Annotated in this window: 19 protein-coding genes, 2 tRNA genes and 1 pseudogene; 16 read left to right on the forward strand and 6 right to left on the reverse strand. The window is 69.4% G+C overall.

The annotated features are described in order from the left end of the window. Window positions 1-71 precede the first annotated feature (71 nt). Together RFN52_RS19510 and RFN52_RS19515 are read right to left on the reverse strand one after the other, a co-directional pair. The gene (locus RFN52_RS19510; RefSeq protein WP_184847882.1) at window positions 72-1307 is read right to left on the reverse strand and encodes a hypothetical protein; all 1236 of its coding nucleotides are present in this window, start codon (window positions 1305-1307) and stop codon (window positions 72-74) included. Between the two features lie 328 nt (window positions 1308-1635). Continuing rightward, the gene (locus RFN52_RS19515) at window positions 1636-2259 is read right to left on the reverse strand and encodes a TetR/AcrR family transcriptional regulator (RefSeq protein ID WP_184847883.1); all 624 of its coding nucleotides are present in this window, start codon (window positions 2257-2259) and stop codon (window positions 1636-1638) included. Between the two features lie 418 nt (window positions 2260-2677). On the opposite strand from RFN52_RS19515, the gene RFN52_RS19520 reads away from it, so the two are divergent. The 3 genes from RFN52_RS19520 to RFN52_RS19530 all read left to right on the forward strand — a co-directional run bounded on the left by RFN52_RS19520 (window position 2678) and on the right by RFN52_RS19530 (window position 7926). Next, window positions 2678-3697 (forward strand): NAD(P)/FAD-dependent oxidoreductase, encoded by a 1020-nt coding sequence (locus RFN52_RS19520; protein WP_184853959.1) that lies wholly within the window; start codon window positions 2678-2680, stop codon window positions 3695-3697. A gap of 94 nt (window positions 3698-3791) precedes the next feature. Next, window positions 3792-5423 (forward strand): MFS transporter, encoded by a 1632-nt coding sequence (locus RFN52_RS19525; protein WP_184847884.1) that lies wholly within the window; start codon window positions 3792-3794, stop codon window positions 5421-5423. A 787-nt stretch (window positions 5424-6210) separates the two neighbouring features. Beyond that, window positions 6211-7926 carry a SpoIIE family protein phosphatase gene (locus RFN52_RS19530; protein ID WP_184847885.1) on the forward strand — a complete coding sequence of 572 codons (1716 nt, stop codon included), beginning with the start codon at window positions 6211-6213 and terminating at the stop codon, window positions 7924-7926. Window positions 7927-7960: 34 nt separating this feature from the next. On the opposite strand, the gene RFN52_RS19535 is transcribed toward RFN52_RS19530, so the two are convergent. After that, the gene (locus RFN52_RS19535) at window positions 7961-8635 is read right to left on the reverse strand and encodes a hypothetical protein (protein ID WP_184847886.1); all 675 of its coding nucleotides are present in this window, start codon (window positions 8633-8635) and stop codon (window positions 7961-7963) included. 534 nt (window positions 8636-9169) lie between these two features. Between RFN52_RS19535 and RFN52_RS19540 the strand changes: the two genes are divergently transcribed. The 8 genes from RFN52_RS19540 (at window position 9170) to RFN52_RS19575 (ending at window position 17379) form a co-directional block, all read left to right on the forward strand. After that, window positions 9170-9472, forward strand: a complete 303-nt coding sequence (locus RFN52_RS19540) for a hypothetical protein (protein WP_184853960.1) — start codon at window positions 9170-9172, stop codon at window positions 9470-9472. Between the two features lie 7 nt (window positions 9473-9479). Further along, window positions 9480-9914: a hypothetical protein gene (locus RFN52_RS19545; protein ID WP_311240996.1), complete on the forward strand. Its 435-nt coding sequence runs from the start codon at window positions 9480-9482 to the stop codon at window positions 9912-9914. A 59-nt stretch (window positions 9915-9973) separates the two neighbouring features. Then, window positions 9974-10612: a DUF5994 family protein gene (locus RFN52_RS19550; protein WP_311240997.1), complete on the forward strand. Its 639-nt coding sequence runs from the start codon at window positions 9974-9976 to the stop codon at window positions 10610-10612. 332 nt (window positions 10613-10944) lie between these two features. Then, window positions 10945-11121, forward strand: coding sequence for a hypothetical protein (locus tag RFN52_RS19555; protein WP_184847888.1), 177 nt, complete (start codon window positions 10945-10947; stop codon window positions 11119-11121). 39 nt (window positions 11122-11160) lie between these two features. Further along, complete coding sequence (locus tag RFN52_RS19560; RefSeq protein WP_311240998.1) at window positions 11161-11616, forward strand: DUF5994 family protein; 456 nt, start codon at window positions 11161-11163, stop codon at window positions 11614-11616. Window positions 11617-11621: 5 nt separating this feature from the next. Further along, window positions 11622-12086 (forward strand): DUF5994 family protein, encoded by a 465-nt coding sequence (locus tag RFN52_RS19565; RefSeq protein WP_184847889.1) that lies wholly within the window; start codon window positions 11622-11624, stop codon window positions 12084-12086. Window positions 12087-13042: 956 nt separating this feature from the next. Next, window positions 13043-16642, forward strand: a complete 3600-nt coding sequence (locus RFN52_RS19570; protein ID WP_184847890.1) for an NB-ARC domain-containing protein — start codon at window positions 13043-13045, stop codon at window positions 16640-16642. Between the two features lie 203 nt (window positions 16643-16845). Further along, complete coding sequence (locus RFN52_RS19575; protein ID WP_184847891.1) at window positions 16846-17379, forward strand: NUDIX hydrolase; 534 nt, start codon at window positions 16846-16848, stop codon at window positions 17377-17379. Here RFN52_RS19575 and RFN52_RS19580 read toward each other — a convergent pair. Next, window positions 17357-18235: pseudogene (locus tag RFN52_RS19580) on the reverse strand (NsdA family TPR-like regulatory protein); the annotation flags it as partial. The gene RFN52_RS19575 and the pseudogene RFN52_RS19580 overlap by 23 nt on opposite strands. Between RFN52_RS19580 and RFN52_RS19585 the strand changes: the two are divergent. The 3 genes from RFN52_RS19585 (at window position 18189) to RFN52_RS40090 (ending at window position 19537) form a co-directional block, all read left to right on the forward strand. Further along, window positions 18189-18512 (forward strand): tyrosine-type recombinase/integrase, encoded by a 324-nt coding sequence (locus RFN52_RS19585; RefSeq protein WP_311240999.1) that lies wholly within the window; start codon window positions 18189-18191, stop codon window positions 18510-18512. The pseudogene RFN52_RS19580 and the gene RFN52_RS19585 overlap by 47 nt on opposite strands. Before the next feature lie 309 nt (window positions 18513-18821). After that, window positions 18822-19433 carry a hypothetical protein gene (locus RFN52_RS19590; protein ID WP_184847892.1) on the forward strand — a complete coding sequence of 204 codons (612 nt, stop codon included), beginning with the start codon at window positions 18822-18824 and terminating at the stop codon, window positions 19431-19433. Then, window positions 19349-19537 carry a ricin-type beta-trefoil lectin domain protein gene (locus RFN52_RS40090; RefSeq protein WP_374050166.1) on the forward strand — a complete coding sequence of 63 codons (189 nt, stop codon included), beginning with the start codon at window positions 19349-19351 and terminating at the stop codon, window positions 19535-19537. Before RFN52_RS19590 ends, RFN52_RS40090 begins: the two co-directional genes overlap by 85 nt. A gap of 278 nt (window positions 19538-19815) precedes the next feature. Here RFN52_RS40090 and RFN52_RS19595 read toward each other — a convergent pair. Together RFN52_RS19595 and RFN52_RS19600 are read right to left on the reverse strand one after the other, a co-directional pair. After that, a tRNA-Arg gene (locus RFN52_RS19595) sits at window positions 19816-19888 on the reverse strand. Between the two features lie 209 nt (window positions 19889-20097). After that, a tRNA-Ser gene (locus RFN52_RS19600) sits at window positions 20098-20188 on the reverse strand. Window positions 20189-20373: 185 nt separating this feature from the next. On the opposite strand from RFN52_RS19600, the gene RFN52_RS19605 reads away from it, so the two are divergent. Next, a complete protein-coding gene (locus RFN52_RS19605; RefSeq protein WP_184847893.1) occupies window positions 20374-20859 on the forward strand; it encodes an SSI family serine proteinase inhibitor in 486 nt (161 codons plus the stop codon). A gap of 336 nt (window positions 20860-21195) precedes the next feature. Then, window positions 21196-25863, forward strand: a complete 4668-nt coding sequence (locus RFN52_RS19610) for a PAS domain-containing protein (protein ID WP_184847894.1) — start codon at window positions 21196-21198, stop codon at window positions 25861-25863. Window positions 25864-25873: the final 10 nt, after the last annotated feature.

The following is a 25873-nucleotide window of genomic DNA, read 5'->3' on the forward strand; positions in this document are numbered from 1 at the left end:
CCGCGCGAGCGACAAGCGCCGGACCGGCGCCCGCCCCCGGCCGGTCTGCCGGCTTCAGAGGCTGACGGCCTCTACCGCCACTCCAGGACGTCCCCCACGCTCAGCGCCTTGTCCGCGCCCCCTGCAGTGATCTTCTTCGGGGTGGCGCCGGGGGCGATGGCGGAGATGAAGAACTCGAGCCGGGTGCCCTGGAGCGAGGCGAAGATCATCTGCTTGCCGTTCTGCGAAATGGCCCGCACCGTGTTCTTCCGGTCCGTCGCCGGGATGATCGGGTCACCCATGGCACCCTTCGGGAGATCCGCCGTGCCGTCGAGCCGAGAAGCGTCCAGCGTCCAGAAGGAGTTCTTCCGCTTCGGGTCCTTGGTGTCGCCGAGCCGGGGCCCGCACAGCACGGTCCTGTCGTCGACCCAGCCGTAGGGGTGGCAGTCGGCGTCAAAGGGGGTGCGAGCTGCCTTCACACCCTCGGCCTTGAGCAGCGCACTGCGCTGTGGCACGTCGGCCACGCTGTAGCCCTTCCAGGTGATGAAGGCCGTCGCCTTACGCCCGTCGGGACTGATCCGGACTTCCTTGCCGAAGAGCCCGCGCACCGGGTCACCCGCGAGCGCAAGGTCGGCCCCGTCCATGTAACCGGCATCACCGCCCCCCTGTTCGGTCACGGCATGGTCTCCCGCGACGGAGCGGCTGGCGATCCGCACACGATCCGAGGAGTCCTCCTCGGTGAACCAGACAGCCTTCCCGTCCGGGGCGAAGACGGCGTTCTCCTCTCTGGGCGCGTCACCGAAGTCCGCGCTCTGTTCACCGGACAGCTTGGTCAGCTTGCCGCTGGTGTCGACGTAGCCCACCCCGGTCGCCTCGGTCTCTCGATCGATGAGGACGACGGCCATCCGGGAGAAGTCCTCGTCGAAGAGTTGCCGCAGCCGGGTGGCGGCGACGGCACGTGGCCCGTCCTCGGACGTGCCGACACCGGGGAAGTTGTCAGCGCACAGCTCCACGAGCGGGGAGGCGACGTCGTCGGCCTCCGCGACCACAGCCTCGGCCGGGACGGTGAAGGTCCGGGAGACGGTTTGTTCCCACGTTGTCGGATTCCAGCCCGTGACCGTCACTCGTGCCGGATTGCTCGCCGGCACGGAACACGAGGCGGTGACGATCACACCCTTGTCCGGGAAGTCCCCGCTCTTCTGGTCTGCGCTCTTGCTCCCGCCCTGCTGTCCGGCAGGCCTCTGAGTGCCCTTGGCATCGGGGTCGGCGTCGTCACGGCCCCCGCCACACCCCGCGACGAGCGGAAGCAACACCGTGGCGACAGCCAACGCAGCCACACCCCCGCCCCGCCGGCGGCCTCCGTGGCCCTGTGTTCTCCCCACGTCCGTGTCCCCTCGCGATGTCCTGCTCAGCTACGGCCACGTGATCGTAATGCGAACTGGCGTGGGTCGCGGCGGAGTTAACGGTCACACGACGCTCAGGGCCGCCCTTCAAGCACCGGTCGTCGCTCCGCTCCTCCGGGCGGGGGATCGGCCGACGCCGGGATGGGGGGCGGCGTTCCCGGGTGCGGGTTCGTAGGGGTGTGCCGTGCCTCCACGGCGTCGAAGTGGGCCGTCCGCATCAGATGCCTGTGCAACGAGGCCGGCCGTGCCCTGCTCAGCGGTGGCGCGGGCGGGGCAGCAAGGCGAACGCGCTCTCCGCGATCGAGGTCAGGCGGGCGGGACTGTGGCCGTACGCGCCTACCACATCGGTCCCGCGGACGATGGTCAGCAGAAGGTACGCAAGGTCGTCGGGATCCGCGTCGGGGTCGATGTCGCCGTTGCGCTGCGCCGCTCGCACACACTCGGCCACCGCCGTGCGGACTACGGAGAAGCAGTCGCTGGCCAGGCGTTGCACCTCGGAGTCGGAGGCGCCGATCTCCAGGGCCATCTTGGCGGCGAAGCAGGCCGCTGCCGCCCGGTCAGGGGCGGGGGGTACGTCGGCGGCGAGTGGCACCCCGTGGACGGCGCGGAGCAAGTACGCGTGCAGTCGTTCCAGGGCGCCCTCGTCCGGTCCGGCGAGCGCCTTCCGCGGACCCTCCCCCAGCCGGGCGAAGTAGCCGGCCATCGCCTGCAGCAGCACGCCGTGCTTGCCGTCGAACGCGGCGTAGAGGCTGCCGCGCCCCAGGCCGGTGGCGGCGCTGATGTCGTCGACGCTCGTGCCGTTGTAGCCCGAGGTGCGGAACTGCCGCTCGGCGGCGTGGAGGACGTGGTCGGGGTCGAAGCTTCGCGGTCTCGCCATACATCGAAGGTAAAGCCGACCCACCGTATTTGACAACCCAGTACAGAACTGCCTAGGTTTCTGACTGTTCAGTCCACAACGGTCCTGAGCTCACCGGACAGGCTGCGTGCACGCCTGGCGCGATGGCGAGCACCCCATGCTTTTGAACTCCTCCGCCCCGCCCGGCGCTGCGACGCCTTCCAGGCCTGCAAGGCCCGGTCTGATCCTCGCGATCCTGGCGACGGCGAGTTTCGTCGCCGGACTGGATCTGTACATCACGAACGTCGGGCTGTCCTCGGCGCGGGGCACTTCCTGCACCTCGAACAGCCCAAGACGGTCGCCGACCACATCCTCGGCTTTCTGAACAGCTGACCCCCACCAACCACCCAGAACTCGAAGGGTTGACCGAACCATGACTGACAAGGAAAGGCAGGAGGCCATGGCTGTGGCGACTCCTCCGTACGCGAGCGACGCACTGGCCGAGGGGACCGTCGACGCGGTGGTGATCGGCGGGGGCGCCGCGGGGCTGAACGGTGCACTGATCCTCGCCCGCTCCCGCCGCTCGGTCGTCGTGATCGACAGCGGCTCCCCGCGCAACGCGCCCGCGGAGGCCGTGCACGGCCTCCTCGCCCTGGACGGCACCCCGCCGTCCGAGATCCTTCGACGGGGCCGGGAGCAGGTGCGCCAGTACGGCGGACGCGTCGTGTTCGGCGAGGTGGTCTCGGCCGAGTCCGCCGCCCCGTCGGCGGACGGGGACCTGCGGTTCACCGTCACCCTGGCCGACGGCCGCAGCATCACCGCTCGCCGCATCCTGGTGGCCACCGGCCTCACGGATGTGCTGCCACAGGTGCCCGGACTCGCCGAGCACTGGGGGCACAGTGTGGTGCACTGCCCGTACTGCCACGGCTGGGAGGTGCGCGATGAGCCCATCGGCATCCTCGCCACCGGCCCGGCCTCCATCGGCCACGCGTTCTTGTTCCGTCAGCTGACCGAGGACCTGACCTACTTCACCCACGGCACCGACCTGGACGAGGACAGCCGCGCCCGCTTCGCCGCCCGCGGCATCCGCGTCATCGACACCCCGGTCACCGAGGCCGTCAACGACACGGACGGTGCCCTCGCCGGGGTGCGCCTGGCCGACGGCCAAGTCGTGGCCCGCCGCGTCCTCGCGGTCGCCGCGCAGATGCAGGCCCGCATCCAGGGCCTGGAAGGTCTGGGCCTGCCGGTGCAGGACCTGCCGAACATGGGCCGCGGTTTCGCCTCCGGCACGGCCGGCACCACCGAGGTGCCGGGCGTGTGGGTGGCCGGCAACGCCACCGATCTGGTCGCCCAGGTCGGGGCCTCCGCAGCGGCCGGCGCACTGGCCGGCGCCGACATCAACAGGATGCTGGCCACCGCGGACACCGACGCAGCCCTCCAGGGGATCGCCGAGGGAAGCCCACAAGGGGCCACAGGATGATCTCGAAGCCCTGAGATCTCAGCCCGTCGCCCGCTCCCCTCACGGGCAATCAAGTGATTCCGCTCGTCCGCCCCGCCCCCCTCAGGAGCTACTGATGTCCTTCCTTGCGAACACCCCCGTGGAGAAAACGACCGGGCCGTACGCGCGGCGCTGGTGGGCGCTGCTCGTGCTGTGCCTGAGCCTGCTGATCACGGTGATGGCGAACACGTCGCTGATCGTCGCCGCCCCCGACATGACCACCGACCTAGGCCTGAGCAGCAGTGATCTGCAGTGGGTCGTCGACAGCTACACCGTTCCGTACGCGGCGCTGATGCTGGTGCTGGGCGCGATCGGCGACAAGTACAGCCGACGCGGCGCGCTGGTGCTGGGTCTGCTGATCTTCGCCGCCGGTTCGGTGATGGGGAGCATGGTCGACGAGACCTCGCTGGTCATCGCGGCCCGCGCGATCATGGGTGTCGGTGCCGCGGTCGTGATGCCGGCCACGCTGTCCCTGGTGGTCGCGACCTTCCCCCGGAGCGAGCGGGCCAAGGCCATCACCGCCTGGGCCGCGACCTCCGGTGTGGCGGTAGCCGTCGGCCCGCTGGTCTCCGGCTGGCTGCTCGAGGACCACGCCTGGGGCTCGACCTTCCTGATCAACGTGCCGATCGCCGTCCTCGCCGTGTTCGGCGCGCTCGCCCTGGTACCGCCGTCCAAGGCGGAGGGCATGGGCCGGATCGACTACGTCGGTGGTCTGCTGTCGATCGTCACCGTCGGCTCCCTGATCTACGCCGCCATCGAGGGCCCGCACGCCGGCTGGGGCGCCGGCCCCGTCACCGCCGCCGTGGTCGCCGGTGTCGGTCTGGTCGCCTTCGTCGCCTGGGAGCTGCGGCGCCCGCACCCGATGCTGGACGTCCGAAGGTTCGCGCTGCGGCCCTTCACCGGCTCGATGCTCGCGGTGATGTTCTTCTTCTTCGGCATGTTCGCCGTGATCTACTACGCGACGCAGTTCCTGCAGTTCGTCCTCGGCTACGGCGCCCTGGACACGGGTGTACGGCTGCTGCCGCTGGGCGGTGCGGTGTTCCTCGGGTCCGCGGTGACCGGGGTGCTCGCCCCGAAGCTGGGGGTGAGGGTGATGGCCGTGACCGGCATGGCCGTCGGCACGGCGGGCATGTTCCTGCTCACCCAGATCGACAAGGGGTCGACGTACGGGGACTTCCTGGCGCCGCTGATGATGCTGGGCCTCGCGCTCGGACTGGCCATCTCCCCGGCGACCGACACGATCATGGGCTCCTTCCCCGAGTCCGAGCTGGGCGTCGGCGGCGGGGTCAACGACACCGCTCTGGAGTTGGGCGGGGCGCTGGGCATCGCGGTGCTGGGCTCGCTGCTGGGCACGGCCTACCGCGACGAGCTGACCGACCTGGTGGGCAACCGGCTCCCGGCGGAGGCGATGGAGACCGCCAAGGACTCGGTCGGCGCCGGCCTGGCCGTCGCGGAGCGGGTCGCGCAGGATCCCTCCGCCGGGCCCCAGCAGGCCCAGGCCGCCGTGGACGCCGTCCACCAGGCCTTCGCCCACGGAGTCGCCCAGACCAGCCTCATCGGCGGGATCATCATGGCCGCCGGAACACTGATCGTCCTCGCGGTCCTGCCGGGCCGGCGCGGGTTCGCGAGGAAGAGCGCCGAGCCGGGGGCCGGGACGGCGGCGAGCGAGGCGGCGACTGTGCGGGAGCACACCGGGTCCACCCGCTAGATCGCAAGGCGGGGCGTCCACTGGAGCGACGGGCACCGCCTCCGCCGGATCGCCCGCCAGGCGCGTCGGGCAGGAGTTCGGCGGCGCGAGACGCGCAGGGCGCGGGCGTGATCCACGGTCCACGGCCACGCGGATCCTCTGCCGGAACACCTCACCGTCCTCGGCCTCCGGGCCGCCCCCGGGGCTCTCCTCCGGGGCGGCCCGGAGGCCGAGGGCCGTGAGGTGACAGCGGCGGCCGCCGCAGACGCGTCTCGAAGTCTTCCGCCCAGGTCAACCCCAAGTCGGCCCCCGATGCTCGCAGCTTCCCAAGCTGGAGAGCGCGAGACCGATTCCCCTCAACCGCTCCATTCGAAACGTCCAGGTCAGAGGCCCGGAGGTCATTGCGGTCGAGGGCAATTCGGGGCCGAGGCCGAAGTCGACTTCACGGAGCAGGCATTGCTCCGGCCTGGGCCTGAGCCGTAGCAGGATGGTCGCCACTCGTTTCGTGCTCGGGGAGAATAGGCCGGACACGGTGCGTCGGGGACCTATGTCGGAGACAGGGAGCCTCGCCCGGGTGCCGGAAGTGGCCTCGCGCGCCGCCAGGCCACGTCGAGCTCACCTCCAGTCGTCGCGGGAACGCGAACCCGCCCTGGTTGTCGCTCAGGAGCAAGGAGCGCCAGGGGAAGGCATGGCCATGCGACGTCGCCGAGCTGATCGGTGCCGTCGGGGAAATATTGCTCCACTGGTGTGTCGGACCGCCGATGCGCCCGCCGTCTTCGGCAAGGGTTGCCTGAGGGAGGGTGCCGGCATGGTGGAGGGTGTGGGACACGAGGGGAGCCCGTCTGCGGCCGAGCCGGGGTTCTGGCAGCAGGTCGTCGAGCAGCTGGGCACAGCCCTGATCGTGACGGATCCGGCCGGACGGATCCTCGCGGCCAACCTGGCAGCCGAGCGGCTACTGGGCCGCTCCGCTGCGGCGATGCTCGGGGAGGACGCACACGACCTGCTGCACCGGGATGCGCACGGCGGTCGGATCCCCCGGGAGCGGTGCCCGCTGCTGCGGACCGTGGCGAAGAGGGCCGAGGCACGCGGGGAGGGTCACATCTGTCTGCGCGGGGACGGTCGCCTTATCGCGATCTCCTGGTCGGCTTCTCCCCTGAGGGACGACGGTGCCTTCATGGGCATGGCCGTGCTGTTGACCGACGCCGCCGGCGACGGCAGCGCGCGTCGGGAGCGTGCGGCCTATACGCGTGCTCTGGAGGACCTCACCGAGCGGCTGACGCTGGTCGCGGAGATCACCGACGTGCTCGGTCAGACTCTGGAGACCGATGAGGCCCTCGTCCGGCTGGGCCGCCTGCTGGTTCCCCGCCTGGCCGACTGGGCGGCTGTGGACCTCCGGGTCGGTTCCGACCAGGTCCACCGTGTGGCGGTGACGGGCCCCGAGGGCCGGGACGCCGCCCAGGAGGACTGGCGCGAGCGCCTTCCCGAGGCCGGGGAGGAGGCCCGCTCCCCTCTGGTCCAGGTACTGAACGGCGCTGATCCCGTCCTGCAGCGCGAGGCGAACCTGGCCGCACCGGTCTCCTCTGCCCTGGCCACCGTCCACAGCGGCTTCCTGCGGGCTGTCGGCGCGGCGTCCGCCGTCACGGTGCCGCTGGGCTCCGGGCGTCAGGTCACCGGCGCCCTGACGCTGGTGCGCACGGACCCGGCGCACCCCTTCGACGCCGACGACCTGACAGTGGTGAGCGACATCGGCCGTCGGGTCGGCCTGGTCATCGACAACGCACGGCGGTTCGGCCGCCAGCGCGCCGTCGCCGAGGCCATGCAGCGCAACCTGCTCGCCCCACTGCCCCAGCCCGGCCGCCTGCGGCTGGCCGCCCGCTACCAGCCCGCCCCGGCCGGCTCCCAGGTCGGTGGCGACTGGTACGACGCGTTCGAGCGGAAGGACGGCACACTCGCGCTGGTCATCGGCGACGTCGTGGGCCACGACCTGACCGCGGCGGCCGGAATGGCGCAACTGCACGGCATCCTGCGCTCACTGGCCTGGGACCACAGTGGCCCGCCCGGTGCCGTCGTCGACCGCCTCGACGACGCCATGCCCGCCATCACCACCGTCCCCATGGCCACCCTCGTCCTCGCCCTGCTCGAAGGCGACCCGCACACCGGTCCCTGGACGCTGCGGTGGACCAGCGCGGGGCACCCACCGCCCCTCCTGCTGACCCGGGACGGGCAGGCGCAGTACCTCGAAGCGGGACAGGGACTCCTCCTCGGTGCCCCTCCGGGCACCGGCGGCAGCCGGCCGAGCGCCGCGCAGTCCCTTCCACCGGGTTCCACTCTCCTGCTCTACACCGACGGCCTGATCGAGATCCCCGGCAGCGACCTGGACACCGGCCTCGCCCGTCTGCGCCGCCACGCCCTCGCTCTCGCCCACGAACCGCTGGACACGCTGTGCGACCAACTGCCCGCCCGCATGCCGCCCGGCAGCACCGACGACGTGGCCCTCCTCGCCCTGCGTCTGCCGTCGTCCTGAAGGCGGTGCCCGCGGTGAGGCGGGACACCGGGGCTCAGGTGTCGAGGACCAGGACGCGGAACGGGCCGAGCGGGGCAGTCCGAGGTGTGTCGCCTTCCATGTACCGCCACCCCCAGGACCGCAGCGCCTCGACGGTCCTGTGGTCGGAGCGCTTCACCAGCGTGACGGCGACGGCGGCACCGTGGTCGGTGAGCAGCCGTTTCTGCAGGCGCCGGGCGAGGTTCCAGGCACGGTCCTGGTTCTGCCGGCGCACCCGGGAGGGAACATGGATCCCGGAGATCACGAAGAGGCGTCCGGAGGCGGCAAGCCGAAGCAGCCGCCCCGGAAGGTATCCGTCGAAGCCCTCCCACCAGGGGCCGTCGCCGCGTACGGGGAAGCCGTGGGCGCAACCGGTCAGCACGGTGGTCTCCGCGATCAGCAGCTCGAATCCCGGTCGCCGCGCGTCGGTCGCAAGCCGCCGCAGGAAGGCGCTGCGGGCTTGGTTCCACGCCCAGGGGCCGCCGCCGGACGTCTCCGCGTACAGATCACCCAGTTCCTGCAGATGGTCCTCGATCTGACGCCGGGTCAGCGCCCGGACGCGTTGACCTTCCCGGGGCGAGGAGCCCCGTTCCGGCCTCGGGCCGGGCTTCCGCGTCGCGGGCGGGTGCGAACCGACGGGACGCCCGAGGAGTTCTGTGGTCGTCGGCGCAGCCGGCACGTTCACGGTCATGAGGCAAGCCCTGCTCGGGCACGGACGGACCCGGCCCGGCGTCGTCGGTCGCCGAGAGCGGCACCGGTGTCGGAGTCGGCGCGCGACGCCCTCGGTGTCTTCAACCGTACTCCCGCGGCCGCGCCCCCCTTCGGGACCGACGGTGGACGAGAACGCCGAAGCGGGTACGGCGGTTTCGTCCGCTTCCCGACAGTCGAGGGCGCACGGGAGTACGGTGGAGGTACCGAGGGCATGTCGCACACCGGCTTCCGCGCTGGTCTCGTCCTCGGCGAGACACTTCGCCGGAAGCCTCGCGCAGCGCAGGAGCTTCCGGAGACAGGTCAACACGATGGCCCCGGCCTTCGATTCCTTCTCCGCCGCCCAAGCGTGGCCGGAGCCCGACCCACGCAGGGCCGTACTGCAGCTCTTCACCACCGGCGCCACGAGCACGAACGGCACCACCGGCACCCATGCGCCACCACGCGCCCGAGGGACGGCGGGCCCGCTTCTCCCAAGCTCTTCTCGCGTTCGACCGACCGTCAGGTCGTGACCGCCATGGACATCCCCCTCACCATTGCCGCGCTCCTCGTGCTCATCGCCGCGGGAGCGTACGTGATCCACCGGCTCAACTCCGCACACAGCGAAAGGATCGCCTTGCGTTCCTACAGCCGCTTCCTTCCCGGCCCCCCAGCCGCCGCCGACCGAGCCGCCGGCACCACCCCGCCGCCTGCACCGCACTCCACCCCCTCCGCCGGTCACGAGCGTCGCGACCATCGCGACGGCGGGCGGGGGCGCTTCCGGCCGCGCCGCCACCGGGAACGGACGACGCACAACCAGCGGAACACCGCGGGGCGTTGAGGCCGACATGGCCGACAGAAGAGAGGTCACGTCCATGCCCGCGCCGCTCCGCCGCAGCCGCAGCCAGGGCACCGGCACCGGCACCGGCACCGGCACCGGCACCGCCACCGGCACCGGCACCGGCACCCGCAGCACCCACGACACAAGCGAAGATCCGCCGGCGTTCGAGACCGCCGATGGTGATCTCTCCTTCGGCGACCTCGCGGAGGTCCGCATCATCGCCGCCAGCCCCGACATCGCCCAACGAGTGGCGCAGCTGCTGCGCCGGAACCTCCGCTGCGACGAGCCACGCAGCTACCCCGCGGGCCCCGACGGGCAGGGCACCCTGCTCCATCTCACCGTCGACACCGGGCAGGTCGGCGAAGAGCCCTTTGCCCATGCGCCCTGGCTGGCCACCAGCCACACCCAGGCACGACGCGCCCACACCGACGAGCCTGGCTGACGTCGGCCCAGCAGCACCGGCAGTCGCAGGACAGCCGCCCGAGGACAGGAACCGCGACCATGAACCCGCACACCGGCACGGGCCCACCGCCGAGGACCGGCGTCCGCGCCCCGAGCCGCCCTGTACGTACGCCACCGCGCCCTGCCCGGCTCGCCCTGCGCCCGCCGACCTTCCCGCCTGGCCCCCTCTGCGGCGCCTGGTGGCCCCGCACCGATGACCTGTTTGCCGAACTGCCCTCACTCACCGAGGCGTTCGACGCGATGCGAGGACGCGTGTCGCGCATGGCGTCCCACCGCGACACCTGGCCGGCGACGCCCTGCGACCTGCCCGTGCCCGGGCACACGGTGAGGGCCGCGTGGTTTGCGTCCGGTTTCGACCCGAACATGATCCGGCTCTTCTCGTACGGCGTCGGACGCTGGGACCTGCTCGTCGTCCCGCCCCGGACGGAGACCGCCACGGCCGCGCGGCTCATGGCCGCGGCGGCCGACCCCGCACTCCACCTCACCGCGAGCGAGCTCCTGGCGGCCGAGCGAAGCCTCCACGCCGACGACGAGGCCGTACGCGAGCAGGGGCAGATGGAGCAGTGGGAAGACGAGGGCGGAGCACCGAGACGCCCCTGGCCCACGCGGGGCCCCCTCTCCACTCCCGCTACTGTTACGGTCCGTGACCCCTTTGTCGCTTCCCGCCAGGTACGCTGAAGGAACCGAGGGCACGACGTACACCGGCGACGGACCGGCTTTCGCTCCCGGCGCACCATGACTCCGGGCGGTTCATCGCCCGGACAGGTTCCGCATCACGGCAGCCTTCTGCCGCCCGACCTGGACGCGGATGTCGTGGCACCACGTTTGCGCAGGCGCCCGGCACGCAGCCGGAACAGCGCGCTACCCCAGCGGCGCAGGAGAGCGCGGCCTCACCCGACGGCCACCCGTCCACGTCACCACAGCAGCCGAGCACCCGGCCGCGCCTCCCCCGGCCTCTCGTCTCGGCCCGGCGGGAGGAATCCCCTTCACCGAGGCCGAGGAGCCCCGTCATGCCGCTCGATTCTTCCGCAACCGTTCCCTCACCGGCCAAGGCCCCGCCGGATCCCGCCGGCCCGCCTCAGGCTTACGACGGAACGGTGCCCTTCCCGTCCGACGGCCCGGCGCCCGCACGCGGCGGCGCCGAGCGCCGGCCCACGTCGGACCGCCTGGCCGCCCGCCGGGTCTGACCAGAACCCACCGCTCCACACCCCGTCGAAGGAAACGCCATGATCACCACAGCGCCGCCCTCACCGCCCTCACCGCCCACCCGCCCTCTCCTCCGCCTGCGCCTCGCGCCCCACAGCGCGGTACCGCGTCGTCTCGACGGCGTGTGGTGGCCACATTCCTACGACCTGCTGGCGGAGCTTCCGCAGCTGCTCGCCGCACTGCCGCGCGCCTGGGGACACATCGCCGGCGTCACGGTGAACGGAGCGGCCTGGTCCGCGGCACCTGGCCGGATGCTCGTCGCCAACCAGGTCGTACGACTGCAGAAGACGGTCGCAGCGCACGCCCCGGACACCGTCGTCCTGCTCGCCCCCGGCCAAGGCCGCTGGGACCTGCTGGTCGTGCCGCCCGACACCACCGAGGAGGCGGCCGAACCGATCATGACCGCCGTGCTCGGCGACCGCGCCTGGCCCGCCAGGAGTAGCGTGGACGCGAGGAGGACCCGAACAGGCAGGTGAGCACGATGCCCGATCCCGATTCCCCGCCTGCGGCAGGTTTGCTGGCGGACGGTGCACACGAATCCATGCGTCCCGGAACGGCGCTTCTGCGGCTCACCACCACTCACGAACGCCGGAGCATCCTCGACGGCGCGTGGTGGCCCCGTTCAAGGAGTCTCGCCTCCGAACTGCCCGGCCTGATCAGCGCACTGACCGAGCGCCTCGGGCCGATCACACGGATCGGCCTGGACTCCGCGGCCTGGGACGAAATACCGACGCGGGTGACCGTCGACGACCGTGTGGTGCACATCGACGTCTTCTCCGTGGGCGACGACACCGCGCTCGTAACCCGAGGGGAGCAGGACCACTTCTCGCTGCTCGTGGTCCCACCGGACACGCCCCCCGAGGCGGCGCGAGCCGCGCTGACCGAAGCGGTCCGATCCGGCAACCTCAAGCAGGCCCAGCAGATCCTGATCGACACCAGCCTCTGACATCAGCCAGATGCACAACATCAGGCGGAGTCCGCCCACGACCGGGGTCGACTGCATGGATGCGTCCAGACCACGGGGCTGCGGCGAACGCTAGGACTCCCCGTCGGTACCAGCCTGCTGTGGCCGCTCAGCGGCGAACGACCCGCCGCACCGCAGCCCGTACGCCCAGGACGACACTCCGCTGGATGGCGCGGCAACGAGCTCGGTACGCCCGTACCTGCTCGCTCATGAGCAACATCAGCACCGGCGCAGACTCGCAACGGTCACCCCGGGTCAGCCGGTTTCCGGGCCCCTACTGGGCCCACGGACTTTGAGGCCGCCTGATGACAGCAGACGAACCCCGCCTCCTCCCCCGGTCCGGGCCCGAAGGCAAGCACAGCTACCTGATCACCGACCATCACGGCGGACCGGTCTCCCGACTCGCCAATGCCACGGAGTTGATGCAGCTCCACATGGGCACTTAACTCGTTGACCACGCCATCGCCTTGCTCCCAGACGAACCACCCGGCGATCTCCGCTACCTTGCCGAGCGCCTGACCGAGGCCCTGCGCGACGCACCCCGCATCGCCGAGAGCCGTGGCCGGCGACTGAAGCACTCGGACCAGTCCTGGGCGGCAGCTGTACACCCCTGAAACGCAAGAGAGGCCCCGGATCTCTCCGGGGCCTCTTGCCTGTGTGCACTCGGCAGGATTCGAACCTGCAACCTTCTGATCCGTAGGATTGGGCAAGACGCCTTACGCGATGTCGAGAGCCCTTGATCTCGATCGGACAAGCTGGTGGTCAAAGGCGAGTGTGTGCCGTCGTTGCCGTCAGGATTGCCGTCAGATCGCGAGATACAGCGCCATCGCCGAGCGACCATGACCATGGTTAGCGCCTCCACGCTGTCGCCCACTCTCCGGCCATGAGTTGGTCAAACCAGGTGGCACCCGCGCCGGGCACGACGCAGGATCATCTGCATGAGCAACAGGGGGCGTTGGGCCTTGGCGATCGTCATCGCCTTGGGTGTGGCTGCCATCGCATGGCTGCTGATGGTCGCACTCAGTGATGGGTGGGGACAAGCTGACCCCATTGCAAGCGTCTTTGGTGGAGTGGTTGGCGTCACCGCCTTCGTTGTCTCCCTTGTCATGCCAAGGACTGGCCCAAAGGAAGCCACAGTCTTACCACCGAAGGCTCCTGCGCCAGAGTCCTGGTTCGTTCACCGAGACGAACTTGAGCAGGCTGTCGCAGCCGTATGTCGCCGCGGTAACGGCTCAGCGGTTGCCTTCACGACGGCGCTGAAGGGCGCTGGTGGATTCGGGAAGACGACTCTTGCAAAGCAGGTCTGCGCGCACCCCGACGTACAGAAGGCTTTCGGGGAACACATCTACTTTGTAACAGTGGGCCGCGATGTTCGCGGTCGAGCGGCCATAGCCGCCAAAGTGGCTGCTGTAACGCTTGCCGTAACAGGCGAACCACTAAATGCCGGGCCAGACGCAGACCCAGCGCAAATGGGTGAACACTTCGGTCAACTGCTGACTCGTCGCCCTCGCACACTGCTCGTGATTGACGACATCTGGGAATTTGAACAGCTCAGCCCCTTCTTGCGAGGGGCTGAGGATCGCTGCGTCCGTCTGGTAACGACACGAAACCCAGATGCACTCCCTTCGCACGTCGCACTGATCACCGTAGACCGAATGTCTGCACAACAGTCCCGGACAGTGTTGTGCCATGGCCTAGACGATTCGATTCCCGGACCCGTCTTGGATGCACTACTAAAGGCCACCGGCCGCTGGGCACTGCTTTTACGCATGGTCAATCAGTATGTTGCAACGCTAACTGCGACTGGGATTGGCTGCGGAGAAGCTGCGCAGCAAATCTATACACGACTCCGAACTTTTGGGCCCGCTGGCGCTGACCACGAGGAAATGTTGGACCTAAATGATCCCGAGCGTCGAAACAGGGCGGTGCGAGCCAGCATTCAGGCCGCGATCACGTTGTTACCCTCAGCTAGCGAGCGATTTGCCGAGCTAGGCATATTCGCCGAAGACGAGAAGATTCCGATGAGTCTTATTGTCGCATTATGGGAAGCTACCGGTGGATTGGATGAGGCCCAGACTCGGCACCTACTCAAGCAAATGAGCGACCTCTCTCTGATCTCCATTGATACCACCGTCGATGGCGGCGGAGTTGAGCTCCATGACGTCATTCGCGAATATCAGCGCGCCGAGCTCGGAGATCGATTGGCGACGCTAAACGCCACCTTCCTAGAAGCAATCGCTGCCTCTATACCGAACCGAGAATGGTGGCAGACGAGAGGATGCTACTTGCAGAATCACCTAATTGCACACTTCCTTGCGGCAGGGCGTCAAAGTGAAGCTGAGGAGCTGGCCGGCGATCTGCGGTGGATAAGTTACCGCTTGCAGCGACAGGGACCCACCGCCCCTATCAGTGATTTAGCATCTATCGACACACCCACAGCTCGTGTACTTGCTGCGGACTTGACTCGCGCTGGACACTTGCTTTCTCAAACAGAACCCCCACACTCCAGGGATGCCGTACTAAGAAGTCGGCTACACTCACTCCCTCACTGGAATTCTCAGGTGGATAATCTTTACCTCTCTCCACCTGTTCTAATTGACAAGTGGCCACCTCCTGATCTGCCGTATCGAGCGCTTCGTCGCACCCTGGCCGGCCACACCCAACCTGTTACTTCTGTGACCATCAGTTCAGACGGTACTTGGATAGCGTCAGCAAGCGCGGATGGCACAACGCGCACCTGGGATGCAACCACCGGAGAAGAGCAGTTGATTATCACTGGCCACGAGGAGTCGGTAACCTCTGTGGCCATTAGCCCAGACGGCACCTGGCTCGCCACAACCAGTGGCGACCAAACAGCCCGAATCTGGGATGCCACCGACGGAACCCTCCGCAATACTCTGACCGGACACTCGGCCAGCGTGACCTCAGTGGCCATTAGCCCAGACGGCACCTGGCTCGCCACAACCAGTGGCGACCGCACAGTCCGAATCTGGGATGCCACCGACGGAACGCTCCGCAATACTCTGACCGGACACACCTACCATGTGAATTCAGTGGCCATTAGCCCAGACGGCACCTGGCTCGCCACAGCCGGGGGTGATACCACGGTCAGGATTTGGGACGTAGACACAGGGCAAGAGCGATTCGCCTTACAAGGGCATTCCGTATCGGTTCTGGAAGTAACGATTAGCCCGGACGGCACCTGGCTCGCTACTGCGGGAGGGGATGGGAGAATCCTCATTCGGGACGCTGTCAATGGAGAGGTCAGGGACACCCTGGACCACGGCGGGGGGGCGGCTTGGTCGGTTATCATCAGCCCCGACAAGACTCGCCTCTTCAGTTGTTCCGATAACGGCGCTATCCGCATCTATGATGCGTCGTCCGGAGTGGAATTGCACAGACTTAGGGGACACACCGACACATGTTTGCAAGCCGCAATAGGCCCTTGCGGTACATGGCTCGCCACAGCCAGTCACGACAGCACGGTCCGCATTTGGGATTTGACAGCGCTAGAGGAAAATGAAGCTGTTAGCGGCCACACGGACAGATTGTGGTCGCTTGCTGCCAGCCCAGATGGCTCATGGCTCGCCACAGCCAGTCTTGATGAAACGGTCCGTATTTGGAATTCTGAGACTGGCCAAGTGCTCCACGTCCTAGGCCCGATGGATGCTGTTTGGTATCTAGCTGTCAGCCCAGACGCTACGTGGCTCGCTTCTGTGGGCAGCGACTGTATCGTGCACATCTGGGATTCATGTACCGGCCAGGAGCTACAAACCTTGGTCGGCCATACGAATACTGTCTGGTCTGTGGCGATCAGCCCAGACGGCACCTGGCTCGCGACGTGCTCAGAGGATGGCACCGTGCGGATTTGGGACTGCGTCGACGGAACTGAACTACATACTCTGTCAGGAATCACCGGTTCTTTGGGACAGGTGATAATTGACCCTCACGGAAGGCGGGTTATTGCGCGCGAGGACGAAAAGGTTCTCATTTGGGACGCTAGCACTGGTGAGCGAATTCACGAATTGACTGGTCACAATCGACTGGTGCAGCAAGTCAGTGTCAGCCCAGACGGCACTTGGCTTGCAACTGCCAGCTCGGACCAAACAGCTCGCATCTGGGATTCCCACAGTGGACAAGAGCGGAAAATTCTTAACGGTCATACAAAGGCGATCTACTCTGTGTCGATCAGCCCTGATGGGTCCTGGCTGGCGACTGCCAGCTACGACGAGACCGCGCGCATCTGGGACGCGACCACCGGGGTGGAATTGCATACGCTCACCGGGCATTCTGGTGCCGTCACTGCTGTGGCTATCAGTCCGTGCGGCACCTGGCTTGCGACTACTAGTGACGACAAGACAGTCCGCGTATGGGATCCAACAACCGGAGTGGCACTGGCGATGACCCGTCTAGATTCCAGTCCACACATCATCGCTTGGAGCCCGACCCAGCCCGTTCTCTTCATTGCAGGCGAAATGGGCCCGTACGGTTACGAGTTCCGCTGCGCTGACGGAGGGTCAGAGGAAGATCAACCCTGACTGCACGCTCTGCACAATCCGACATGAATCGCGCAGAAGCGCGCCGCCCCGTCGCTCCTGATCCGTTCGCCTGACGTTCGCTTCCTACGGCGGGCTGGGCCCTCTTCGCGCATCTCGTCAATGTGACGCGAAAGATTGCGGCACCCGCGCCCGTCGCGCGATCGGTCTGAGATCCTTGAGACCGATCGAGAGGGGCCGCAGGTATGGAGTGGAAGACTCACGGTGAGCGTCAGGTCTACACCAACCCTTGGGTGAATCTGTGTCTGGTCGACGTCCAGCAGCCGGACGGACGTAGGTGGGAGTACCACGTCGTCCGCCTCCGGCACTTGGCCGTTGCCGCCGTGGTCAACGACCGCAAAGAGGTCCTGATGATGTGGCGGCACCGCTTCATCACGGACTCCTGGGCCTGGGAACTGCCCATGGGCCTGGTTGAGGAAGGCGAGACGCCGGAACAAGCTGCCGCCCGCGAAGTCCTGGAAGAGACCGGCTGGCGCCCCGGCCCCATCAAGCCCCTGATCTACGCCGAGCCGGCCAACGGAATCACCGACTCGCAGCACCACGTCTTCCGCATCGACGGCGCCACCTACGCTGGTCCGCCCACGGAGAAGAACGAGTCCGACCGCATCGAGTGGATCCCGCTCTCAGAGGTGCGCGGGATGATAGACCGCCGCGAGGTCGTGAGTAGTGGATCGCTCGTCGGCCTGCTCTACCTGCTCATGGACGAAGCGATCCGCTGACCGGCGGGAGGAGTTCCCGTAGCCGTGCCTCGAAGGCAAGGGCTACGGGCTCCTGCCTGTGTGGGGCCAACTGGTCGTAGAACTCCCTGAGATGCCCTGACACTCGCTCCGAAGCCACCGCCGACGCGGGCTCCAGAGCCTCGGTGGCGGTGTGGCACGCCTGGTCAAGCTTGCCCTGGTCCAGTTGCGTACGGGCCAGCCAGAACGAGTGGAACGCGCGGCCTCGCTGGTTTGTGTGGTCCTCCCGCCGCAGGGCGTCTGCGATCAAAGGTTCGGCGGTCGCCGCTTCGCCCAGACGGCCGTGGGCAATGCCCGTGTCCACGATGAGCTTCGGCTCGTCGAAGTAGGTCACCCATGAGGGGTCCGGATCGCTCGCCCCGATCTTCTCGAATTGGCTGTGCGCTTCCCCGATCGCCCGGTGCGTGTCATCACGGTTGCCGAGGGTGGCGTGGGCGAATGCTTCCCGCATGGCCAACATCGACATAACGCGCGGCGTGTTGCCGAGTGCTGACCGGGCCTGGTCCTGGGCTGCGGTCACGAGTGCCAACGAGTCGGCGGGCTTGTCCTGGTAGGTCGCCTGCAAGCTCATGCAGGCGAGGACGTTAGCCATGAACTGGCGGTCGTCGATCTCCTTCGCCAGTTGCAGGGCCTCGGTGAAGTACGCGCGGGCCTGGTTGTACTGGCGGGCGTCGAAGTAGGTCCAGCCGGTCAGGCGTGCCAGCTCGGCCGCGATGCCGTACAGGCCGTTCTGGATGGACGGCGGTCGGCTCTCCTTCAAGAGTCCGACGACATACCGGAGCTGGCCAACGATGGCGGGCCGGAGTGCTTCGCCGCCGTGCTGGTCGTCCCGTCGCCACACGAAGAACGGCACGCCCATCGAGCCACGCAACCTGAACCGCTCCTTCGAGGCGCTGTGCGTCCGTGCCGGCGTCCGCAGGGTCCGTTTTCACGACCTGCGCCACACGTGCGCCTCGCTGCTCCACGAACAGGGCGCCGACGCCCGCATGATCATGGAAGTTCTCGGCCACAGCTCAATCCGCGTGACCATGGACATCTACACCTTCGTACGGCTCGACTCCCAGCGGTCCGCCTTCGACCGCGTTGGCAACGCCCTTCGAGACCCAGGCAACTGACACTCATGCGAACCCTGCGAGGTCGCACTCGAACTAGCTGTTGGTCTCCGAACTGCCGTCCAGCCGTCCTGCCACGAACCAGGCAGGACGGCTATCCCTTCGATTACTCATCCGCAAGTTCTGGCCTCCGAAAGATCGACGGAGGTACGCATTCCATAGCTCCTGCAACTGCCCGCAGTTGTAGTCAGAACTACGCTCCCCCCTACGGAACCTCACCACCGCCGCGCAACGTCCTATTCGATGATCAAGTCGTCGAATTGTCGGAGGGCGCGAGGAGTGGACCGGACGACCACGATAGGCATCCTCATCATGGCATCCATAGTCACACTGGGCGCCATCTATTTCCTCCTCCGCACACAGCACGCTAGCGCTACTACGCAGACAAGCGTCCTCGGCGTCTCTGCAGCAATACTCGGCCTGCTCGCTACGTACTTCACGGCCATTCTCGATGAACCCGATAAAGCCTCGAAGTCGGCCCCTGCCGGTGGACCAACAAGCCCGAGCGAATCGAGCACGATCAACCCATCACCAGGCGAGTCAGATGCAGCTAAGGACTCACCTTCTCCGAAGGTCGCACCTCCGACCTCCCCCACCGTTGATGGCAGCGCTTCCATCAACTCCGCCAAGCCGCCCAAGAAGAGCACCACCTGGGGACATATACGCGCCACAAAATCACCCTTCAAGGGCCTCTGCCTGGAAGCCGAAGGAGACACAGTCGTTACGGCCAATTGCCGTGACTCCAAGGAGCAGCTCTGGAAAAAACGACTGACCGCAGCGAGATCGTCAGCCGCGACGCGCGCTGCCTTTCACCGGAAGGAGTCGGTGGCGGACAGACCATGCTCACGCAAGCATGCGACGGAAGCGATATTCAGAAATGGGAACAGCGCGACGGCCGCATTTGGTCCGATTCCCTATGCCTGACAATTCGCGGCCCCTATACGACCCCGGGCGCGGCGATCCAGACATGGAATACGGAGGAAGACACAAAGCCCGCCAACGAGATGTACTGGAGCCTCTCGGGTTGACTCCCGCCTTGCGGCTGCTTCCCACACCCCGCAGCGTGAGGGGACTCGGCACCTTCTGGGCAGTCGCACCTCTGGTCCGCATCATGCAGCTTGGTGCGTTCTGCGCAACCAAGGGAGGGTTAGCGAGGTTGGAGCAGATCGTCCACTTGGCCGGCAGGACGGGCGAGACCAAACCATCAGCCTTGCCTTCAAGCGCTGAACCGGTTGCCGTCAACTGGTGCCGTCAAGGCAAAGAGCAGAGGCCCTGTGGATCTCTCCACAGGGCCTCTGACGTGCTGTGCACTCGGCAGGATTCGAACCTGCAACCTTCTGATCCGTAGTCAGATGCTCTATCCGTTAAGCTACGAGTGCTTGTTCTGTTTTTTCGCCGCTCTCGGGCCTTCCGGCTCGCTCGCGGCGACAGGAAGAACATTACATGACTGCCGCCGCCATGTGAAATCCGTTAGCCGCACCCCTTGTGAGCTGCGGAAACGGCACTTCCGGCCGCTCCTCCGGGTGCTCTCCCGGAGGGCAACGACAGCGAAGCCCCGGTCGGGTGACCGGGGCTTCGTGATCGAGTGCGGAGGCGGAGGGATTTGAACCCTCGATGGGCTTTAAGGCCCAAACCGCATTAGCAGTGCGGCGCCATAGACCGGACTAGGCGACGCCTCCAGCATCACTCCCGCGCGAGCGCGAGCGGTGCGTGCCGATGATGACACAGTCGAGCGTGCTGTCACCAATCGACCCCCACGGTACTAGGCGGGAAGGGCGCAGGGCAAAGGCCTTGTCAGGGCCGTGCGGGCCTCCGCTTGCATGACAGCGCGCAACATCCGGGGCCGCTTCGCGTTAGTCATGGCATGTTGCGTGCCATTCCCCGGGCCATCGCCCGCCCTGTCCTGCGGCGCCTCCTCGTCGGTGCCGCCGCCTCCATCGCCGCCGCCGGGTCGCTGACCGCGATGCCCCCGGCCGCCCACGCCCAGCCCGGCGGCGGTCCGGACCGCGATCATCTGACCGTCACCGTGCGGGACGCCGGCGGCGGGGCCGACGGAACGTTCGAGCTGTACTGCGGCCCCCACGGCGGCAGCCATCCCGACCCGAGCGGCGCCTGTGCCGCCCTGGAGCGGGACACGCGGTCGACAGAGGAGGTCTTCGCGCCCGCGCCGGAAGGCGGCTTCTGCACCATGCAGAACGGCGGCCCGGCCACCGCGCACGTCACCGGCACCTGGGCCGGGCGGCCCGTCGACGCCACCTACGACCGCCGTGACGGCTGCCAGATCTCCCGCTGGGACCGGCTCGTGCCGCTGCTGCCGGGCCTGGGGGGTGACGGGGGCGCCAGGGCCTGAGCCGTCCGCCGGCTCCGGTTCGGCGGACAGGGCGGGGCGTCCCGGCGGCTCCTTCTGCGCCACGTCCCGCCCTCATCACGCCAGTCTGGCCAAAAGGTACAGAAACACCGTCCTCGTAAAGGTCTCGCGACGGTCCCGCGCCGTCGTCGCAGGAGGGCGGGTGTTTGACGGTTACTCGGTCGTCAGTTCGGGGTCACTTCCTCGTGCGACCTCGCTCTCATCCGGCGTCGCGAGCGCAACCGCAACCCTTAGACTCCCTCGCGTGACACGCCGCGGGACGGTTGGCAAGATGGCCCGAGCGGTCGGCAAGGTGCGGTATCAGGGAGGAAGCGTCTCGTGAGCAGCAGGCCATCCCGAGGCGCTGCTCGCCTCGCAGCCATACTGGACGCGCTTCCCGACGCGTTGGTGCTGGTCAACGCCAATGGAACGGTCGTCAACGCCAACACCATCGCCTTGGAGGCCTTCGAGACTCCGGGGACCGCTCTGGTGGGGCGCGGGCTGCTCGATCTGCTGCCGCAGTTCGACTCCAAGCTCATCCCCGGCTCCATGCGGCGCCCGGAACACCTCGACCCGCACGCCCGGACCAAGCCGACCCGGATGATCGCGCGCCGGACCGACGGGACCGAGTTCCCCGTCGAGGTCACCAGTGCGAATCTGGAGAACGGGCAGCAGGCCTACGACGGTTACGGGTACAGCGGTGACGAGCTGCTCATGCTCGTCGTGAGGGACCTGACCGGGACCGTGGACACCGAGGCCGAGCTCGCGCGGTCGCAGCGGCAGACCGAGATGATCCTGCGGGCCGCGTCCGAGGGCGTCGTCGGGACCGACACCGACGGACGGATCGTGCTCGTCAATCCGGCCGCCGCTCAGATACTGGGATTCAGGGCCAGTGATCTCGGCGGGCGCGAACTGCACGACCTCGTGCTGCACTCACGCGCCGACGGCTCGCCCTTCCCGTACGAAGAGTCGCCACTCGCCGACACCCTGCGCTCCGGGCGCAAGCACCGGGTGCGCGGCCAGGTGCTGTACGCCAAGGACGGCGGCAAGGTGCCGGTCGACCTGACGACCGCGCCCGTGCGCGACGGCGACCAGCTCGTCGGCGCCGTGATGACCTTCACCGACCGGCGGCCCTACGACGCCGTCGTCGAGGAGAAGGAGGCGGCGGAGAAGCGGCACGCCGAGGAACTGGAGCGGGTCGCCGAGGAGCACGCCTCCGAACTCACCGCGCTGCGCCAGCGGCACGTCACCGAAGTGGAGGAGCTCACCGAGCGGCACGCCGAGGAGCTCGCCGCCGACGAAGAGCGGTACGCCGCCCTCGGGGAGCGGGAGAAGGACCGTTTCGAGGCGCTCGCCGCCCGGCACGAGCAGTTGCTGACCCTCCTCGGCCGGTCGCTGCGCGGCCCGCTGGACGAGCTGCGCCGCGAGCTGGCCGCGCTGGCCGCCGACGACGCGGGGCAGCTGTGGCCCGAGGCCAACCAGGTGCTGCATCACCTCTCGGCGGGCTATGCGCGCATCACGACACTGATCGACAACGTCCTCGGGTACCAGCGGCTCGACGCCGGCGGCGAGAGCATCTCCCGTACGAAGGTGATGCTGGACGCCGTCGTCGCCGCCGGGGTCGACGGGGCCGTCGAGCTCATCGGGCCCGGGCGCGTGCAGTTCGCCGTGCACGCGCCGCCCATCGAGGCCGAGGTCGATCCCCGGCTGCTCGCGACCGCCCTCGCGCATCTCGTCGCGGACGTGGCCGGGGTCGACGCGACCGGCAACACTCCCGTGTCGGCGGGCGGTTACCTGGACAACACCGTCGTGGTGGCGGCGGCGCAGCGCGGTGAGGTCGTCCGCATCGAGGTGCGCGGCCCGTACGCCGGTGGCGACACCGTGCACGAGCCGATCGTGCGCGGGATCGTCCGGGCCCACGGAGGTGTGCTGCAGACGCACGACGTGCCGGGGATGAGCGGGAGCGCGTACGTCCTGGAGGTGCCGATCGGGGGCGGGGCCGGGGCGGTCGCCGTCCAGCCGGTGGACGAGTCCGCCGCGCTCGCCGTCGTCGACCCCGCGCTCGTCGGCCCGGCTCCCGTCGATCCCGCCGGGCAGACGTCCGGTGGGGGGCGGCGGCGGGCACGGCGGGCCACCACCGACGCGTTCCTGGACGGAGACGTCCCTGGTGGTGAGGGCGAGGCGGCCGGTGGTCCCGGAGCCGACGGGGCCGCGCCCACCGGGCGGCGCAGGCGCCGGGCCGCCGGGGAGCAGGCGGCCCTTCCGGCTCAGGCCTCCGGTGAGGACGGCGCGTCGGGCGGCGCGTCGGGCGGCACCGGACGACGGCGGCGCGCGGCGGAGGACGCCGGTGCGGGTGCCGTCGGCAGTGCCGTCGAGGGTGTCGCCGAGGGGGCCGTGATGACGGCCGCCGAGCATGCGGCGGGCGCCGCCGCCTCGAACACGGGACTGGGCGGGACCGTGCCGCCGCAGGGTGTGCCCGGGCCGTCCGGCCGACGGGGCCGGAGTGAGCCAGGTGAGCAGGCCGCGCTGCCGCCGGCGCTGCCCGCGTCGCCGTCCGGTGGTGAGGCCGCCGGTCCGTCCGACGCGGCTCAGGGGCAGGCCCAGCAGCCGACCGGGCGCCGGCGGCGTGCGCTGGCCGCGGCCAACGAGCGGGCGGCGGCGGCCCAGGAGGCGGCGGGGCCGCGTCCGGTGTTCGCACTGCCGCCGGCCGAGGCCGATCAGACTCCGGCCCCGGCCCCCGCGCCCGCCCAGCAGGAGGCTCCGGCCGTAGCAGGGCAGCCGGTCGCCGACGGGTCCGTGGGAGCGCCGGGGGTCGTGCCCGCTCAGGGGCAGGTGCCGGTTCCGGAGCAGGGCGCCGGGGTGGTCCCCGGTGTGGCCGCCGCCGGTGCCGGGGCGGTCGAGGAGGGGCGGCACGACGCCGTCCCGCACGACCAGTCCGCCGATCACACTCCGCCGCAGCCGCATCCCACCAGCGCGCCGACCGGCCGCCGGCGACGGGCCGTCGCCGCGCCGCAGCCTGCCGAGCCGGCCGGAGCGCAGGCGCCGGCGGGTGCCGACCAGGCGGGTCCGGTGCCTTCGGGTTCCGTGCCTGCGGGTCCCGTGCCCGCTGGTTCCACAGCTACAGGTCCCGTGCCTACGGGTTCGGTGCCGGGCGGTTCGGTGCCCGCCGGTTCGGTGCCTGCCGGTTCCGTGCCGGGCGCTCCCGTCCAGGCCGGCTTCGCCGCTTCCCCCGTTGCGCCGGGTACGGCCGTGCCGCCGCAGGGCGTGCCGGGTCCCGCGCAGGGGAACGTCCCCCACGCGAACGCCCCGCACGGCGTCCAGCCGCCGGGCGTGTCCGTCCCCGCCCAGGGCGGGCTCGGGCAGAGTGTGCAGGCGGCCCTGCCGGGGCAGGCTGTGCAGCCCCCCGCACCGGCCCAGCCCCTGCCCCAGCAGGGCGTCGCCGCACCGGGTCAGCAGCCGTCCGCCGGGCCGCTCCCCGCGGAGGCCGCTCCCGGGCAGGGCACCCCGCCCCAGGGCACGCCCGCCCAGGCAACGGCAGACCGGCAGCCCGGTGCCCAGCCCTGGCCCGCCGCCGACGACACGTCGGGGGCCGGTGTCGCACACCCCGTGTCCCCGAACGGCACGCCGCCCCGGGCCGCGCAGCAGCACACGCCCGCCCCGGGCACCCCGCTTCCGCCGGAGGGCTCGCCACGGGCGGCTCAGCCGTTGCCCGCCGAGGCCGCCGCGCCCGTCGACCCGAACTCGACGCAGGGGCGGGCGATCAGCGTGCGGACGCTGGGCCAGGGCGTGCCGTTCAACCGGCAGGCGGTCCAGGTCCAGCAGCCTTCGGCCGTACCCGGCCCGCTGTCCGCCCACCCGCAGCAGACGGCGACGCCTCCCCCGCACCAGCCGGGCGGATCGGGACGGCGCCGCAAGCTCGGCACGCCGCCCGACCCGGCGACGCGCACGGACCAGGCCGCCCGGCCGGAGCAGGGGCAGCCGCGCCCGGAGCAGCAGGCACCCCGTCCGGAGCAGGCCGCGCGGCCGCATCCGACGGCCGAGCACACGCCGCCGCCGGTCGCCGCGCAGGTCCCCGGCCCGGCCACGGCTCCCGTTCCGGCGCAGCCGTCCCTCGCCGGTCAGTCGCGCCTGGCGCAGATGACCGAGGGCGGCGGACGGTCGTACGCCATAGGCGCACCGGACGAGAACGCCGCCGAAGGGCCGGAGCCGCTGGACGGGCCCGGCGGGGCCGTCGAGGTGGCCGATCCGCCCCGGCCGCAGCCGATGGACGACGAGCTGCCGCCCGAGCCGCTGGACAACCCGCGGCGGCTGCTGGTGTGGCCGGCGCCGGACGCCGGCACCCAGCAGGCGCTGAGCGACCGGGGCTACCGGCCGGTGATCGTGAACTCGCGCGAGGAGGTCGACGCGCAGATCGCGGCCTTCCCCGCGGCGCTGTTCGTCGACCCGCTGACCGGGCCGATCACGCGGACGGCACTGCAGTCGCTGCGGCAGGCCGCCGTGGCCGCGGAGGTGCCGGTGCTCGTCACGGCCGGGCTCGGGCAGGCCTCGCGGGACGCGGCGTACGGCGCCGATCCGGCCGTGCTGCTGAAGGCGCTGGCGCCGCGCGACACCGAGCAGCACCCGCCGCGGGTGCTGCTGATCGAGGAGCACGCGGAGATCGCGCTGGCGCTGACGGCGACGCTGGAGCGGCGCGGCATGCAGGTCGCGCGGGCCGCGAGTGACGCGGACGCGGTGACGCTGGCGGGACAGTTCCGGCCGAACCTGGTCGTGATGGACCTGCTGCAGGTGCAGCGGCGGCAGGAGGGCTCCGCCGGGATCGTCGACTGGCTGCGGGCGAACGGGCAGCTCAACCGCACCCCGCTCGTCGTCTACACCGCAGCCGTCGACCAGGCGGACCTGCCGCGGCTGGCCTCCGGGGAGACGGTGCTGTTCCTCGCGGAGCGGTCCACCAGCTCCGAGGTGCAGACCAGGATCGTCGAGCTGCTCAGCCGGATCGGGACCAACTGAGCACCGGGCC

The sequence above is a fragment of the Streptomyces collinus genome, assembly GCF_031348265.1.
Classification (GTDB): Bacteria; Actinomycetota; Actinomycetes; order Streptomycetales; family Streptomycetaceae; genus Streptomyces; species Streptomyces collinus.